The 14,679-nt window shown below is 72.1% G+C and carries 17 protein-coding genes; 7 read left to right on the top strand and 10 right to left on the bottom strand.

The features are described 5' to 3' along the window. Positions 1–10: 10 nt before the first annotated feature. A complete protein-coding gene (locus ACIQNU_RS31110) occupies positions 11–1,105 on the top strand; it encodes a chemotaxis protein (RefSeq protein ID WP_401372779.1) in 1,095 nt (364 codons plus the stop codon). A gap of 198 nt (positions 1,106–1,303) precedes the next feature. On the opposite strand, the gene ACIQNU_RS31105 is transcribed toward ACIQNU_RS31110, so the two are convergent. The 4 genes from ACIQNU_RS31105 to ACIQNU_RS31090 all read right to left on the bottom strand — a co-directional run bounded on the left by ACIQNU_RS31105 (position 1,304) and on the right by ACIQNU_RS31090 (position 4,282). Then, a complete protein-coding gene (locus tag ACIQNU_RS31105; protein ID WP_401372778.1) occupies positions 1,304–1,783 on the bottom strand; it encodes a VOC family protein in 480 nt (159 codons plus the stop codon). A 114-nt stretch (positions 1,784–1,897) separates the two neighbouring features. Continuing rightward, positions 1,898–2,092 carry a ferredoxin gene (locus ACIQNU_RS31100; protein WP_401372777.1) on the bottom strand — a complete coding sequence of 65 codons (195 nt, stop codon included), beginning with the start codon at positions 2,090–2,092 and terminating at the stop codon, positions 1,898–1,900. Between the two features lie 14 nt (positions 2,093–2,106). Further along, positions 2,107–3,294 (bottom strand): cytochrome P450, encoded by a 1,188-nt coding sequence (locus ACIQNU_RS31095; protein ID WP_401372775.1) that lies wholly within the window; start codon positions 3,292–3,294, stop codon positions 2,107–2,109. 301 nt (positions 3,295–3,595) lie between these two features. Beyond that, positions 3,596–4,282, bottom strand: coding sequence for a DUF2848 domain-containing protein (locus tag ACIQNU_RS31090; RefSeq protein WP_401372773.1), 687 nt, complete (start codon positions 4,280–4,282; stop codon positions 3,596–3,598). 157 nt (positions 4,283–4,439) lie between these two features. On the opposite strand from ACIQNU_RS31090, the gene ACIQNU_RS31085 reads away from it, so the two are divergent. Genes ACIQNU_RS31085 through ACIQNU_RS31075 form a run of 3 tightly spaced genes read left to right on the top strand, consistent with a single transcriptional unit; the run spans position 4,440 to position 7,075 of the window. After that, the gene (locus tag ACIQNU_RS31085) at positions 4,440–5,822 is read left to right on the top strand and encodes an MFS transporter (RefSeq protein WP_401372771.1); all 1,383 of its coding nucleotides are present in this window, start codon (positions 4,440–4,442) and stop codon (positions 5,820–5,822) included. 43 nt (positions 5,823–5,865) lie between these two features. Next, the gene (locus ACIQNU_RS31080) at positions 5,866–6,732 is read left to right on the top strand and encodes a carbon-nitrogen hydrolase family protein (RefSeq protein ID WP_401372769.1); all 867 of its coding nucleotides are present in this window, start codon (positions 5,866–5,868) and stop codon (positions 6,730–6,732) included. Then, complete coding sequence (locus ACIQNU_RS31075; RefSeq protein WP_401372768.1) at positions 6,719–7,075, top strand: cupin domain-containing protein; 357 nt, start codon at positions 6,719–6,721, stop codon at positions 7,073–7,075. The genes ACIQNU_RS31080 and ACIQNU_RS31075 overlap by 14 nt, the downstream gene beginning before the upstream one ends. Here the strand turns inward: ACIQNU_RS31075 and ACIQNU_RS31070 are convergent. Continuing rightward, entirely contained in the window at positions 7,072–7,698 is a 627-nt protein-coding gene (locus tag ACIQNU_RS31070; protein WP_401372766.1) for a GntR family transcriptional regulator, read from the bottom strand. The genes ACIQNU_RS31075 and ACIQNU_RS31070 overlap by 4 nt on opposite strands. A 142-nt stretch (positions 7,699–7,840) precedes the next feature. On the opposite strand from ACIQNU_RS31070, the gene ACIQNU_RS31065 reads away from it, so the two are divergent. Further along, a complete protein-coding gene (locus ACIQNU_RS31065) occupies positions 7,841–8,671 on the top strand; it encodes an aldo/keto reductase (protein WP_401372763.1) in 831 nt (276 codons plus the stop codon). 42 nt (positions 8,672–8,713) lie between these two features. After that, the gene (locus tag ACIQNU_RS31060; RefSeq protein WP_401372761.1) at positions 8,714–9,016 is read left to right on the top strand and encodes a hypothetical protein; all 303 of its coding nucleotides are present in this window, start codon (positions 8,714–8,716) and stop codon (positions 9,014–9,016) included. 60 nt (positions 9,017–9,076) lie between these two features. Here the strand turns inward: ACIQNU_RS31060 and ACIQNU_RS31055 are convergent, their stop codons facing one another. Beyond that, positions 9,077–9,826 (bottom strand): class I SAM-dependent methyltransferase, encoded by a 750-nt coding sequence (locus tag ACIQNU_RS31055; protein ID WP_401372758.1) that lies wholly within the window; start codon positions 9,824–9,826, stop codon positions 9,077–9,079. Between the two features lie 27 nt (positions 9,827–9,853). Further along, positions 9,854–11,023 carry a lactate 2-monooxygenase gene (locus tag ACIQNU_RS31050; protein ID WP_401372755.1) on the bottom strand — a complete coding sequence of 390 codons (1,170 nt, stop codon included), beginning with the start codon at positions 11,021–11,023 and terminating at the stop codon, positions 9,854–9,856. Between the two features lie 210 nt (positions 11,024–11,233). Here ACIQNU_RS31050 and ACIQNU_RS31045 point away from each other — a divergent pair, with 210 nt between their 5' ends. Further along, a complete protein-coding gene (locus ACIQNU_RS31045; protein WP_401372863.1) occupies positions 11,234–12,454 on the top strand; it encodes an aromatic acid exporter family protein in 1,221 nt (406 codons plus the stop codon). A gap of 38 nt (positions 12,455–12,492) precedes the next feature. Here the strand turns inward: ACIQNU_RS31045 and ACIQNU_RS31040 are convergent, their stop codons facing one another. From ACIQNU_RS31040 to ACIQNU_RS31030, 3 genes are read right to left on the bottom strand one after another with little or no spacing between them, the layout of a single operon-like run. Beyond that, positions 12,493–13,374, bottom strand: coding sequence for an ABC transporter permease (locus ACIQNU_RS31040; RefSeq protein ID WP_401372752.1), 882 nt, complete (start codon positions 13,372–13,374; stop codon positions 12,493–12,495). Continuing rightward, positions 13,334–14,215 carry an ABC transporter ATP-binding protein gene (locus tag ACIQNU_RS31035; protein ID WP_401372750.1) on the bottom strand — a complete coding sequence of 294 codons (882 nt, stop codon included), beginning with the start codon at positions 14,213–14,215 and terminating at the stop codon, positions 13,334–13,336. The genes ACIQNU_RS31040 and ACIQNU_RS31035 overlap by 41 nt, the downstream gene beginning before the upstream one ends. Then, the gene (locus ACIQNU_RS31030) at positions 14,212–14,667 is read right to left on the bottom strand and encodes a MarR family winged helix-turn-helix transcriptional regulator (RefSeq protein WP_401372861.1); all 456 of its coding nucleotides are present in this window, start codon (positions 14,665–14,667) and stop codon (positions 14,212–14,214) included. The genes ACIQNU_RS31035 and ACIQNU_RS31030 overlap by 4 nt, the downstream gene beginning before the upstream one ends. Positions 14,668–14,679 lie beyond the last annotated feature (12 nt).

Here is a 14,679-nt window from a genome sequence, read left to right as displayed (position 1 = left end):
AAAGGGTTCCATGCATCCCGCACTCACTCCCGCCGTCCTCGCCCGACTGCGCGCCCCGCGCCCGTACCCCGCCGTCTCGCTCGTGATGCCGACGCATCGCCGTGAGCCGGACAACGCCCAGGACCCCGTACGGCTGCGCAATCTGCTGGCCGAGGCGAAGGAGCGGCTGCGGGCCGACCCCGCCGTCACCCGCGAACGGCGCGCCGATGTCGAGGACCAGCTCGACCGCGCGCACGCCGAGGTCGACCTCGCGCATGTCGAGGACGGGCTCGCGATCTTCGCGGCGCCCGGTGAACACCAGGTCTGGTATCTCGGCCGCAGCGCACCCGAGCGCGTGGTCCTCGCCGACACCTTCCTGACCCGGAACCTGGTCGCCGCGCGCGAGGCCGAGCGGCCCTACTGGGTCATGGCGGTCTCGGCCGACCGGGTCTCGCTGTGGAACGGCGGCCCGGAGCGGGTCACCGAGGTGCACAAGGGCGGCTTCCCGCTGACGCGCAGCCTGACCGCGCAGGACGTGGAGCGCGAGGAGCGGATCGGCGATGTGCCGAGCACCTTCACGGACGAGGCGACCCGGCAGTTCCTGCGCGGCGCCGACGAGGCGATGCGCCATGTCCTGGCGGCGGCGCCCCGGCCCCTGTACATCGCCGGTGAGGCGGCGGCGCTCTCCCTGCTCGACGGCGCCGGCACGGTCTCCCGGGGGGCCTCCCGGGTGCCGCACGGCGGGCTCGCGGACGGGCCGGCCGACGTGGTGTGGCAGGCCGTGCGCCCCTTCCACGCCGCGCACCACGAGGCGGAGATCGGCGCCCTGCTCCAGGAGTTGGACAAGGCCAGGGGCCGCCGGGACTTCGCCGCCGGGGTGGACGAGGTGTGGCAGAGCGCGCTCGGCGGCCGGGTGGGGGTGCTCGCCGTCGAGGAGAACTACCGTACGACGGTACGGGACGACGGCGAGCACCTGGTCCCCGCGGAGGCCGGTGATCTGGACGCTCGCGAGGATCTGGTGGACGAGATCGTGGAGCGGTCCCTGGACACCGATGCGAAGGTCCGGTTCGTGCCGGACGGCACGTTGGCGGAGCAGGACCATATTGCGGCGGTGCTGCGGTACTAGTCGCTCCGCGGGTCGACCGGTTCGGAATCTGGGGACCGTTGCCTCGGTGGCCGGTTTGCGCCGTTCCCCGCGCCCCTTGTGGGGGTGGCTGGCGGCCGGTGTCTAAGCCGCAGGCCGTCCGTGGCTGGGTGCGCAGTTCCCCGCGCCCCTGAAGGGGTGGCTGGCGGCCGTGGCCAATCCGCGGGCCGTTCGTGGTGGTTATTCTCCCTCGAAGGCCTTTCTTAGTTCTGCGATGTTCAGTTTGGTCATCGCCAGCATGGCTCGGGTTGCTCGGGCTGCCTTTTCTTGGTCGGGGCTGCCGATCATGGCTGTGAGTTCCTTGGGGATCACCTGCCAGGAGAGGCCGAATTTGTCCTTCAGCCAGCCGCACTGGCTGGGGCTGCCGCCCTCCAGGAGCCGGTTCCAGTAGTAGTCGACCTCGTCCTGGTCCTCGCAGTGGATCTGGAACGAGATCGCCTCGTCGAAGGTGAACTGCGGCCCGCCGTTCAACCCGATGAACTTCTGGCCGTTGATCTTGAACTCGACGACGATCGCCGTTCCCTCGGGGCCCGGCCCGGCCTCCGTGTACCGGCCGATCGCGCCCAGTTCGGCGTCCTTGAAGATCGAGATGTAGTGGTTCGCCGCCTCCTCGGCCTGACCGTCGAACCACAGGCAAGTGGTGAGTGGCTCGCTGCTCATGGGTGCCTCCCTGCACGCGCGCGAATGCTTACCGGTACGACCGATGCTGCTCCGGAAACTCATCGCCCGCGCGCCGACGGCTCGCCCCGGTCACCGGTCAGTCGTGCGGCATCGCTAGGGTGCCGTCACCGCGATGGCCCCTACCGGGCACACCCGGACGGCCTCGCGCACCATCGGGTCGCCTCCGCCGTCCTCGCGGCCCGGTAGCAGGGCGCTGAGGCCGTCGTCGTCCTGGGTGAACACGCCCGGTGCGGTGAGCGCGCACTGTCCGGCGCCGACGCAGCTTTCCTTGTCGATGTCGATCCGCATGGCCTCGCCCTTCCTCACCAGGTCACCGGCAGTTCGAGCATGCCCTGGATCGAGTCGCCCGGCTTGAACGGGATCTCTTCCGGGGGCGCCGCGAGGCGCAGCCCCGGCAGCCGCGTGAAGAGTGTCCGCAGGGCGATGTCCATCTCGGCGCGGGCCAGGTTCTGGCCGAGGCACTGGTGGACGCCGAAGCCGAAGGCGACGTGGTGGCGGTTCGGGCGGTGCCAGTCCAGGGCGTCCGGCTCCGGGAAGACGTCGGTGTCGCGGTTGATGACGGAGGTGGAGAAGACGATGCCCTCACCGGCCCGGATCGTCACGCCGTCCACCTCGATGTCCTCGGTGGCCAGCCGCAGCAACCCGTCGGCGATCGACAGGTACCGCAGCAACTCCTCCACGGCGGCGGACATCAGCGAACCCTCGGCACGGAGTTCGGCCAACTGCTCCGGGTGGCGCAGCAGCGTGAAGGTGCCGAGCGAGATCATGTTCGCGGTGGTCTCGTGCCCGGCGATCAGCAGGATCGTGGCGACCGCGATCAGCTCCTCGCGGTCGTAGGTCCCCTCCGCGAGCTGCCGCTCGATCAGCTCGTCGAGCAGCCCGTCCCCCGGGTCCTTCCGCTTCCGGTCGATCAGGTCGCCCAGATACGCGTCGAGCCGAAGCCGCGCCCTTTCGGTGTCGGCGATCGCCGGGCCGCGCAGCAGCCGCCGCGACTGCTCCTCGAAGAAGTCGTGGTCGGCGTACGGGACACCGAGCAGCGCGCAGATCACCATGGACGGCACGGGCAGCGCGAACGCGTTCACCAGTTCGGCGGTCGGCCCCTGTGCCTCCATGGCGTCGAGCAGCCGGTCCACGGTCTCCTGGATGCGCGGGCGGAGGGTGTCGATCCGTTTCACGGTGAAGCTCGGGATGAGCCGGCTCCGCTGGGTGCGGTGTTCGGGTCCGTCGACGCCGAGGAGCGCGGTGCGGCGGTCGCGGAGCGCGGCGATGCGCGGGTTCGTCAGCGGGAAGCCGTCGCGTTCGCGTGCGCTGGACAGCCGGGTGTCGGCGAGGAGTGCGCGGGCCGCCGTGTGCCCGGTGACGACCCACACCTCCCGGCCGTCGTACAGCGAGATCCGGGTCAGCGGCCGGTCGGCGCGCAGCGGTTCGTAGGCGGTGGGCGGGTGGTAGGGGCAGGTGCGGTCCTGGGGGAAGGCGACGGGATCGGTCATCGAGCACCTCGCGGGTGAGGGTGTCGGCCTGACGATCTTCATTAGATGCCTCGGGCAACATGAAGGCCACGCCGAGTTCGGCCAGACCGGTCAATTGCTACATCTGGCCGATCCTCACCGCCCGCCGCCGGCGGGCCGCCGGACCGCCCTGGTCAGCGGGGTGCGCCCCGGCGCGGGGTGGCCGCGCCGGGTGCCGCGCGTCCGGAAGCACACCCGCCGGTCCGGAAGTCCCGGCTCCAATTCGCCCGCGAACTCCTGTACGGGCCACACATACCGGTTCCGCTCGACCGATCAGCTCCGCTCAGCCGATCGGCTCCGGCATCGGCACCACGTCGTACGCGAGCCGGATCGTGTCCCCCGTCGCCGGGTCCGCCAGCTCCACGCGCCAGCGCTCGGCGAACTGGTCGACCCCTTCGGCCATCGGGATGGTCCCGGAGATCAGGACCGTGCCGGGCGCGAGGTCGCCCCGGTCGCGCAGCACATCGGCCCAGTAGCCGGGGGTGAGCAGTTCGGCGAGGGTGCCGTGCTGGATCTCGGTCTCCGCACCCCGGTGGGTGACCCAGGCCCGCAGGGTGAGCGCGTCGAGACGGTCCTCGACCTCGGCCAGGCGCCAGGCGCGGCGCGCGAGCACGTCGGGGCCCGCGTTCTTGCTCCAGGCGACCCCGTGCACCTCCAGCGCGCGGTCGGTGTGGTCGCAGGCGGCGGTGAGGAGCAGATCCCCGTCGGCGTCGACCACGAGCGCCCACTCCGCCTCGCCCGAGGTACGGCCGTGCTGCACGGCGACCTGCTCGGTCTGCTGCGCGAGGTAGGGCGACACAGGGTAGAGGGCGGGGGTCACCGAGGGCGCCGGCACGCCCAGCTCGGCCAGTTCGGCGACATGGGCGGCCACGTCCTCCTGGCCGCGCCCGGCGTACCCGGCGTTGAGCAGACGGACGACATCGACGGCGCGCGTGGAGCCGTCGGGGAGTTCGAAGGTGAGGGTGGCCATGGCATCTCCAGAAGGGGTGTCGCGGACGGGCGGGCAGGGGTGTCGCGTACAGAAGTGGGTTTCGAAGCGGTTAACTTCCGGCGCGGGGGTTGCGCATACGACCTGTATACAAGAAGTATGCCGAAAGGTCGATGTCCCCCAGGCAAGGAACGGGAACATGCAGCACACCCCACAGGGCGCACAGGCGCCGGCGCCGGAAGCGGCCACGCCGACCGCCGCGACACCGGCGGGCCGCTCGGGAATCCGCCGCGCCTTCTTCGCCAGCCTCACCGGCACCGCCCTGGAGTGGTACGACTTCGCGGTCTACTCGGCGGCGGCGGCCCTGGTCTTCGGCGACCTCTTCTTCCCCTCCGAGGACGCCTTCACGGGCACCCTGCTGGCCTTCTCGACCTACGCCGTCGGCTACCTCTCGCGCCCGCTCGGCGGTTTCGTCTTCGGCCGCCTCGGCGATGTCATCGGCCGCAAGAAGGTCCTCATCGCCACGCTCGTCCTGATCGGCGTCGCCACTTTCCTGATCGGCCTTCTGCCCTCGTACGCGACGGTCGGCGTGGCCGCTCCGATCGCGCTGGTGCTGCTGCGGTTCGCGCAGGGCGTCGGGGTCGGCGGTGAGTGGGGCGGCGCGGTACTGCTGTCGAGCGAGTTCGGCGACCCGCGCAAGCGGGGCTTCTACGCGTCCGCCGCCCAGGTCGGCCCGCCCGCGGGCAACCTCCTCGCGAACGGTGTACTGGCCGCGCTCGGCGCCCTCCTGACGGAGGATCAGTTCATGTCGTGGGGCTGGCGGGTGGCGTTCCTGCTGTCCGGCGCCCTGGTCGCGTTCGGCCTCTGGATCCGCGCGAAGCTGGAGGAGACGCCCGTCTTCAAGGCGATGGAGGCGGAGAAGAGCCGTCCCGAGGCGCCGATCCGCGAGGTGTTCATGACCCAGCGGCGCGCGCTGATCGCCGCGATGCTCGCCCGGGTCGGCCCCGATGTGCTGTACGCGATGTTCACGGTCTTCGTCCTCACCTACGCCACCCAGGAACTCGGCATGTCGCGCGGTTCCGCCCTGACCGCCGTCCTCATCGGCTCCTCGCTCCAGGTCTTCCTGATCCCGCTCGCCGGCGCCCTCTCGGACCGTGTCAACCGCCGTCTGCTGTACGGGTGTTCCGCTGCCGCCGCCGGAGTGTGGCCGTTCGTCTTCTTCCTGATCGCCGACGGCGGTTCCTGGCTCCCGCTGGCCCTCGGTGTCGTCGTCGGACTCGCGCTGCACTCGCTGATGTACGGTCCGCAGGCCGCGTTCGTCGCCGAACAGTTCTCGCCCCGACTGCGCTACACCGGCTCCTCGCTCGCGTACACCCTGGCCGGGATCATCGGCGGTGCCGTGGCGCCGCTGCTGTTCACCGCGCTGCTCGGTACCTTCAACAGCTGGGTGCCGCTCGCGCTGTACCTCGCCGTGGCCGCCGCCGTCACCATCGTGGGCCTGAGCCTGGGACGGGACGCCGACCACGCCGAGGAGGAGGACGCCCTGCTGGTCGGCACGGCCGCGGGCACCGATGCCCCCTAGTCGGACCCTGACTCCCCGTCCCTCTCACCGGAAGGCCGCTCCCGTGCGTATCGCCCTCAGTCAGCTCACCACCGGGCCCGAACCGGCGCGGAATCTCGACCTCCTCGCGGCGGAGACGGCGCGCGCCGCGTCGGCGGGCGCCCGGGTCGTGGTGTTCCCGGAGGCGTCGATGGCGTGCTTCGGCACCCCGCTGACACCCGTCGCCGAACCGCTCGACGGCCCCTGGGCGACGGCGCTGCGCGCCCTCGCCGCCGACGCCGGGATCACCGTGGTCGCGGGCATGTTCACCCCGGCACCGGGCGGGCGCGTGGCCAACACGCTGCTCGCGACCGGACCGGGCGTGGACACGGCGTACGACAAGATCCATCTGTACGACGCCTTCGGGTACCGCGAGTCCGACTCCGTCGCGGCGGGCTCGCGGGTCGCCACGATCGACGTGGACGGCGTCCGGTTCGGCCTCGCGACCTGCTACGACGTCCGTTTCCCCGAACTGTTCCGCGCGCACGCGGACGCGGGGGCGGTGGCGACCCTGCTCGCCGCGTCCTGGGGCGCCGGTCCCGGCAAGCGCGAGCAGTGGGAACTCCTCGTCCGGGCACGGGCGTTGGACGCGACGGTGTGGGTCGCGGCCGTCGGCCAGGCGGATCCGGCGGCGGGCGATCCGGCGGCGACGGGAGCGGCGGCGCAGGGGTCGGCGCCGACCGGGATCGGGTACAGCGCGGTCGTCGGGCCCGACGGGACGGTGCGCGAGCGGCTCGGCGCCGGGCCGGGGCTGCTCGTCGCCGAGCTGGACGTGGCCGAGGTGGCGGCGGTCCGCGAGAAGATCCCCGTACTGGCCAACCGACGGCTGGGCGACGGAACCGGCAGCGGAATCGGAACGGGAAGAGGTGCAGGGGCGTATGAGCAAGCCTGAGCTGGAGTTCCATCACCCGGCCGGGGAGTGGACGGCGCCCGAGGGCGCGGGCCCCGGCGTCCTGGAGCGGGTGCTCGCCGACGACGGCTCGGGGCTGCGGACCACCGCGCTCGTGCGGTGGGAACCGGGCACCGACACCTCGGCGCAGGGCGTGGCGCGGCACGACTTCTGGGAGGAGGTCTATCTGGTGGCGGGCTCGCTGCACGACCTGACGCTGGACCGCACCTTCACCCGGGGCTCGTACGCGTGCCGCCCGCCCGGCATGCCGCACGGCCCGTGGACGTCGGAGGAGGGCGTCACGATGCTGGTGTTCACGTACCCGGCCACGGATGCCGCTGACTAACCCGCGAGCAGCACCTTGAGCGTCGACTCCAGGTGGCTGTCGATCGCGGCGCGCGCCGCGCCCGAGTCGCCGGCGGTGAGGGCGTCCAGGATGGCCCGGTGCTCCTGGAGCACCGCCTCCTGGCGGCCGTGGCCGCTGTAGAGCGCGACGACACCGGCCCGGACCTGGCGGCTGCGCAGCCCGTCGTAGTGCCGTTCGAGCAGGGAGTTGCCCACGGCCGAGACGAGCGTGGCGTGGAAGAGATGGTCCACCGCGATGAACTCGCGGGCCTGGTCGGGGCCCGTGAGACCGCGCTGCCGGTCCAGGAGGTCGCCCAGCTCCTTCAGGGGTGCGCGGCCCGAGCCGATGGCGTGCTCGGCCGCGTACCGCTCCACCAGGCCGCGCAGCTCCATCAGTTCGGTGATCTCGCGGCCGGACAGGGCGGCGACCCGGGCGCCCCGCTTGGGCACGAGCTGGACCAGGTCCTCGGCGGCGAGCAGCAGCAGTGCCTCGCGGATCGGGGTGCGGGAGACCCCGATGCGGTCGGCGATCTCCTGCTCGGAAAGGAACTCCCCCGACATCGCGGGGTCCGTCAGGACGGTCTCCTTGAGGTACGCGTACGCCTTCTCGCGGCCGGACGTCACCACTACCCCCAAGAGATCGCATACAGCTCGTATACGGAGCTATGGAAAAGCTACCACCGCCCCCGTTGCCGATGGAGCCACGGGAGCGGGGATCCGCGCCGTACATTGGGCGGAGACAGTGGGGGACAGAAGGGAAGACACGGTGACCGCAGCCCCGGCTCGCACGCTCAACGACGGCACCCCGCTCCCCGGCCTCGGTCTGGGCACGTATCCGATGGACGACGCCGAGGCGGAGAGAGCAGTCGCCGGAGCACTGGACCTGGGGTACCGGCTGATCGACTCGGCTGCCAACTACCGCAACGAGACGGGCACCGGACGCGGCATCGCCCGGAGCGGGATCCCCCGCGAGGACGTCGTCGTGACGACGAAGCTCCCCGGCCGCGACCACGGGTACGAGCAGACACTCGCGTCCTTCGAGGGGTCCCGTCGGCGTCTCGGCCTGGAGTACGTGGACCTGTATCTCATCCACTGGCCGCTGCCGCGCGTGGACCAGTACGTGGCGTCCTGGCGGGCGATGATCAAGCTCCGGGACGAGGGCCTGATCCGCTCGATCGGCGTCTCCAACTTCACCGAGGCCCAGATCGAGCGGCTGGAGCGGGAGACGGGGGTCCTCCCCTCGGTCAACCAGATCGAGATGCACCCCCTGCTCCCCCAGGAGGCGCTGCGCGCCTTCCACCGCGCGCGGGGCATCGTCACCGAGAGCTGGAGCCCGCTCGGCCGGGGCGGCGCCCTGCTCGACGACCCGGCGGTCACGGCGGTCGCGAAGGCCCATGACGTGACCCCGGGCCAGGCCGTGCTGCGCTGGCACACGCAGCTCGGTGCGGTACCGATCCCGAAGTCGTCCGATCCGGGGCGGCAGCGGGACAACCTCGATGTGTTCGGCTTCTCGCTGACGCCGGACGAGCTGGCGTCGATCACCGACCGGCCGCAGCGCCGGCTCGGCGGCGACCCGGACCACCACGAGGAGTTCTGACAGAAGGCGCGAGGAGATCCCGGCGAGAGGGGGAGGCGGACGGTGGACGAGGACGAGGACCGGCGGCTGCGGGAGATCATCCCGGACATCTCACGGATCTCGGTCGCTTTGCTGCGCAAGGTCGTCGGGCTGCATCCGGCGGAGCGGATCCCGGAGGAGGCGCTGGCCGTCGCCGACGAGGTCCTGGAGGAGTACGGCACGGACGGGCTGCGGGTCCTGGTGATGAGCCTCGCGGGGTGGGCGGCCGTGGAGATCGAGCGGGACGCCCAGACCACCGGACGCACCCATGAGGCGCTGCTCGACGACATGGACCTGACGCGCCTGGAAGCCAACCCCGACGACTGAGAGCCACCGGCGACCGGGGACCCCGTACCGCTCAAGGCCACGCACGACCGGGGCCCCGCGTCACCGGCGTTCCGCGACCACCAGCCGCGCCCGCGGGCTGCCGTCCGGGCGGCGGCCCAGCTCCGGCAGGGCGTACAGCTCCACCGTGAAGCCCGCGCGGGCCAGCTCCCGCTGGACGTCGGCGAGGCGGAACACCCGGTAGTACATGACGAACGGGGGCCGCCACACGGCGTTGCGCACCCGCATCCCGGAGTCGAAGCCGAGCAGGACCCAGTAGCCGAGGGAGCCCGGACGCGGCGGCGCCACGATCGGGAACGCGAACCGGCCGCCGGGCCGCAGCGCCGCGTGGACCTGCGCGAACAGCGCGGGCCTTTCCCGGGGCAGGAAGTGCCCGAAGGCGCCGAAGCTGACGACGAGATCGAAGACGGGGCCGAACGGCAGCGACAGCGCGTCCCCGCGCACCCAGTCGGTCGGCGGCCCGGCCTGCGTACCGCCGTCGTCGGCGGCGGACTTGCGGTGCCGCTCGCGGCCCACGGCGAGCATGCCCGCGCTGATGTCGACGCCGGCGACCCGCTCCCGGCACACCTCGCGCAGCACCCGAAGGCCCGCGCCGGTACCGCAGCACAGGTCGAGCCCCCGGTCGAAGGGGCCGAGCCGGGCGAGGAGCGACCCGACGGGGTCCAGGATGTCGTCCGGTGTGCGGAACGGCGTGTGGTCGAACTTGGGGGCGAGCAGGTCGTAGCCGTACTCGACGGACGACAGCGCCTGCACGGCGAGTTCGCGGAAGGTGGGGCCCTCGGGGGTGAACATCGCGTTCAGCATAGGCCGTCGGCCGGGTCAGCCGGAGTCGCGTACCAGGTCGTCGGCGGTGAGCGTGGCGGGGCTCGCGTGCCCGGAGAGCGCGAGGGTGAGGTCGAACTCGGCGAGCAGACAGCGGATGACGTGGTCGACGCCCGCCTGCCCGTCGAGGCCGAGCCCGTACGCGTACGGACGGCCGACGAGGACCGTGCGGGCGCCGAGCGCGAGGGCCTTGACCATGTCGTCGCCCGTGCGCACCCCGCTGTCGAAGAGGACGGCGAGCCGGTCCCCCGCCGCCTCGACCACGCCCGGCAGCGCGTCGGCGGCGCCGATGGATCCGGCGACCTGCCGCCCGCCGTGGTTGGAGACGACGACGCCGTCCATGCCCGCGGCGGCTGCGCGGCGGGCGTCGTCGGGGTGCAGGATGCCCTTGAGGACGATCGGCCCGTCCCAGTGCTCCCGCAGGAAGGCCAGGTCGGGCCAGGACTTCGACGGGTCCGCGAACATGCCGACGAAGTGCAGGACGGCAGCGTTCAGGTCCTCGTGCACCGGCTTGGCGAGGCCGGCCTGGAACGCCGGGTCGGTGAAGTAGTTGGCGGTGCCCACGCCGTGCAGGAACGGCAGATACGCCTGGTCGAGATCGCGGGGGCGCCAGGCGAGGATCGGGGTGTCGAGGGTGACGAACAGGGCCGTGTACCCGGCGGCCTTGGCGCGCGCCAGGAAGCTCTTGGTGACCTCGCGGTCCTTGGCCCAGTAGAGCTGGAACCAGCGCTCCGCGTCGCCCATCGCCTCGGCGACCTGCTCCAGGGGGGTGCTCGACGCGGACGACAGGATGTACGGGATGCCCCGGGCCGCCGCGGCGCGGGCGGCGGCCGGCTCGGCGTCCGGGTGCATGATCGACAGGACGCCGACCGGTGCGAGGGCCAGGGGTGCGGGCAGCGTACGGCCCAGGACGTCGACGGACAGGTCGCGTGCGTGGACGTCGCGCAGCATGCGCGGCACGATCCGCAGCCGGTCCAGGGCGGCCCGGTTGGCGCGCGCGGTGCTGCCGTTGCCCGCGGCGCCCGCGACATAGCCCACGGCTCCCGGGGCGAGGCGCTGTTCGGTCAGCTCCTCAAGCCGGGTCAGATCGGTGGGGAGCCGGGGCACCGCGCCCGTCATGCCGTTCAGATAGATCTCGTACTGGAAGTCAGCCCAGTGCGTGGTCATTCGCCGGTTCCGCCTCTCGTCCGTGAGATCGCGCCGCAACGGCACGATCCTGGCGAGTGCGGCCTGGTACGTCCAGCAGGGGCCCGTGGAGTGCGGTCGCGACGCGGCGCACCGGAGCGTCCTGCCGTCGCCGGGCGGGTCCGCGTACGAGAGTGGGCCCTGCGATGCGAGCCGGTGAGCGTGGTGGGGTGCGACGGAATGCCTGAACGGATGCAGGACGTACGAGGCGCGGTGGCCGCCCCGGTGGCCGATCTGATGCGGCGGGGCCGTGAGCCGGTGGTCGTGCAGACCCTGCGGTCCACGGCGGCGGCGACCATCGCGTACGTCGTCGCGCTTCAGCTCAGCAACGAGACCGCACCGCTCACCGCGCCCCTCACGGCGCTCCTGGTGGTGCAGGTGACGCTCTACAACACGCTCACGACCGGGATCCGCCGGGTGAACTCCGTGGTCGTCGGGGTGCTCATCGCGATCGGGTTCAGTGCGCTGGTGGGGCTGAGCTGGTGGAGCCTCGGGCTGATCATCCTGGCGTCGCTCACGGTCGGACAGTTCGTGCGGGTCGGCGAGTTCGTGCCCGAGGTGGCGATCAGCGCGATGCTGGTGCTCGGTGTGACCCGGGTCGGCGACACGGCGTGGGACCGGGTCCTGGAGACCCTGATCGGCGCGGTCGTGGGGCTGCTGTTCAACTTCGTCCTGGCACCGCCCGTCTGGACCGACACGGCGGGCGAGTCCATCGAGGGCCTGGCCCGCCGGATGCGGCAACTGCTGTTGCGCAGCGGGGAACAGCTCACCACGCGGACGCCGCCCGAGAAGGCCGCCGAGCAGTTGCACGAGGCGCGGCGGCTCGACAACGACATCGCCGAGGTCGACGCGGCGCTGCGGCAGGCCGAGGACAGCCTGCGGCTCAACCCCCGGGTCCGTGAGGGCCTGTTGAACCGGATCCTGCTGCGCACCGGCCTCGACACGCTGGAGATCTGCACGGTCGTCCTGCGGGTCCTCGCCCGTACCCTCGCGGATCTCGCGAAGGAGCGCGAAGGGGAGCGGATGTTCCCGCAGGAGGTGGGCGTGGCGCTCCAGGAGCTGCTGGGGCATGTCGCGGACGCGGTGGTGAGCTTCGCGGTGCTGGTGACGACGCAGGTCAGCACCAATGCCGACGCGGCCGAGGAGCGGCTGGCGGAGGAGCTGAGGGCGGCGGGCGCGAGCCGCGACCACGTGGCACGGCTCCTGCTCGACGGGGTACGGCGCGACCCCCGCGACTGGCAGTTGCACGGCGCGCTGCTGACGGAGGTGAACCGGATCCTTGACGAGTTGGACATGGAGCACCGGGGGCGGCGCCTGATGGAGGAGCTGGACCGGGGCACCCGGGAGCAACTCGCGCCGCGGGCCTGGCTGGACCGGGTGCGGGGGCGGTTCGCGCGGGGCGGCGGGCGGTGAGGCCGGGCGGCGGGCGCCGACTTCAGTCGGGGGGCGGCTCAACGGGCGAGTCGGCCGAGGAGCGAGGACGCCGCGAGGATCCCGACGATCGCCGCGAACACCAGCACGCCGTAGTCCAGGGCGAGATGGGCATGGGTGCCGAGGAGCAGTCCGCGCAGGGCGTCCACCTGGTAGCTCAGCGGGTTCGCCTTGCTGATGGCCTGGAGCCAGCCCGGCATGATCGCCACCGGGTAGAGGGCGTTGGAGGCGAAGAAGAGCGGCATGGTGATGGCCTGGCCGATGCCCATCAGCCGGTCGCGGGTCAGCACGATGCCCGCGATCGTCATCGACAGACAGGAGAAGAACACCGACCCGAGGATCACGGCGACGGCGACTCCCAGGAGCCGCAGCGGGTTCCAGGTCATGGCGACTCCGAGCACCGCCGCGATGACGATGACGACGACCGCCTGGATCAGCGCCTTGACGCCCGCCGCGAACGACTTGCCGGTGATCAGGGCGGACCGGGGCGTCGGTGTGACCAGAAGCTTGGTGAGGATGCCGGCGTCCCGCTCCCAGATGATCATGATGCCGTAGAAGATGGCGATGAACATCGCGGACTGGGCGATGATGCCGGGCGCGAGATAGTCGATGTACGGGATGCCGCCGGTGGGTATCGCCTTGATCCGCGTGAACGTCTCACCGAAGATCAGCAGCCACAGCGCGGGCTGCACGGCCCGGGTGTACAGCTCGGTCCGGTCGTGGCGCAGCTTCTGGAGTTCGACGACGCACATCGCGACGACCCGGGCGGGCAGTACGCGCCAGCCGGTGCGGGGGCTGGGCGGGGAGACCAGCAGATCCAGGCCGCGCGGGTGCTTGCCGGCCTTGGCGCCGGCCTTGGCGTCAGCCGACGCGGGTCGCTGTACGACGGGTGCTTCGGACATCGCGGAAGTCTCCTGACTGGTCGTCGAGGCCGCTGCCCGCGATGTCCCGGAAGACGTCTTCGAGCGTCGGCAGCTCGTCGGTCGCGGCCTTTCCCTCCGCACGCCACCGCTCCCCCAGGCCCGCCCGCAGTTCGGCGGAGGTCCCCAGGGCACGGACGCGCCCTCGGTGCATCAGGGCGACCCGGTCGCAGTACTGGTCGGCCTCGTCCATGTAGTGCGTGGTGACGAGGACGGTCATGCCGGTGGCGGCCCGTACGGCGTTGATGTGCTCCCAGACGCTGGTACGGGCGATGGGGTCGAGGCCGATCGTCGGCTCGTCCAGGATCAGCAGCCGGGGGGCGCTGACCAGGGCCTGGGCCAGTTCGAGGCGGCGGATCATGCCGCCGGAGTAGGTCTTGGCGAGCCGGTCGGCGGACTCGGTGAGGTCGACGGCCTCCAGCGCCTGGGCGACCCGCTCGGCGCGCTCGCGCCGTGACACGTCGAAGACGCGGGCGAACAGGGTCACGTTCTCGCGCCCGGTGAGCCCGGCGTCCGCCGACAGTTGCTGGGGCACGTACCCGAGGAGCCGCCGTACGGGCATCCGCTCCTTGCTGGGGTCGTGCCCGAACACCCGCACCATGCCCGCGGGGACGGGCAGGAGGGTGGTGACGCAGCGGATCGCGGTGGTCTTGCCCGCGCCGTTGGGCCCGAGCAGCCCGAACACCTCGCCCTCGGTGACGTCCAGGTCCAGGCCGTCGACGGCGACGGTCTCGCCGAAGGCGTATCGGAGGCCGGTGCAGGTGACCGCGGCGGGTGCGGACGGGGCCGCGGTGTCCGGGGCGTCCGGGGCGTCCGGGGTCATGTCCTCTCGACCTCCTCGTGCAGCGAGCGGGCCAGTCGGCGCAGTGCCGGAATGGCCGCTTCCAGTGCCTGTCGGTCGGCCTCGTCGAGGCGGGCGACCTGCTCGCGGACCAGCGCCGAACGGCGCTCGTGCCAGTCCGTCAGGCGGGCCTCGGCCGCCGGGGTCGGCAGCAGCCGGGCGGAGCGCCGGTCGTCGGGGTCCGTCTCACGGACCAGATATCCGGCGCTGCCCAGTTGGTTGACGAGGGTGGAGACCGAGTTGCCCGCGAGATACAGCTCCCGGGCGGCGTCGGAGACGCCGATACCGGGCCGGGCCACGATCAGCCGCAGCAGATCGACCTGGGCGCCGCGCAGCCGTGGCTCGGTGGTGCCCCCGCGCAGCCGGCGGCGGATCAGCCGCTGCACTCCGGCGAGGGCGTCGGCCAGTTCACCGACCCGGTTGTCGGTGTGCACCGCGGTCCCGAT

Origin of the sequence: Streptomyces sp. NPDC091292 (assembly GCF_044757265.1) — a bacterium.
Lineage (GTDB): Bacteria > Actinomycetota > Actinomycetes > Streptomycetales > Streptomycetaceae > Streptomyces.
The sequence above is the reverse complement of the archived record's forward strand: the minus strand, read 5'-3'. Positions and strand labels throughout refer to the sequence as shown.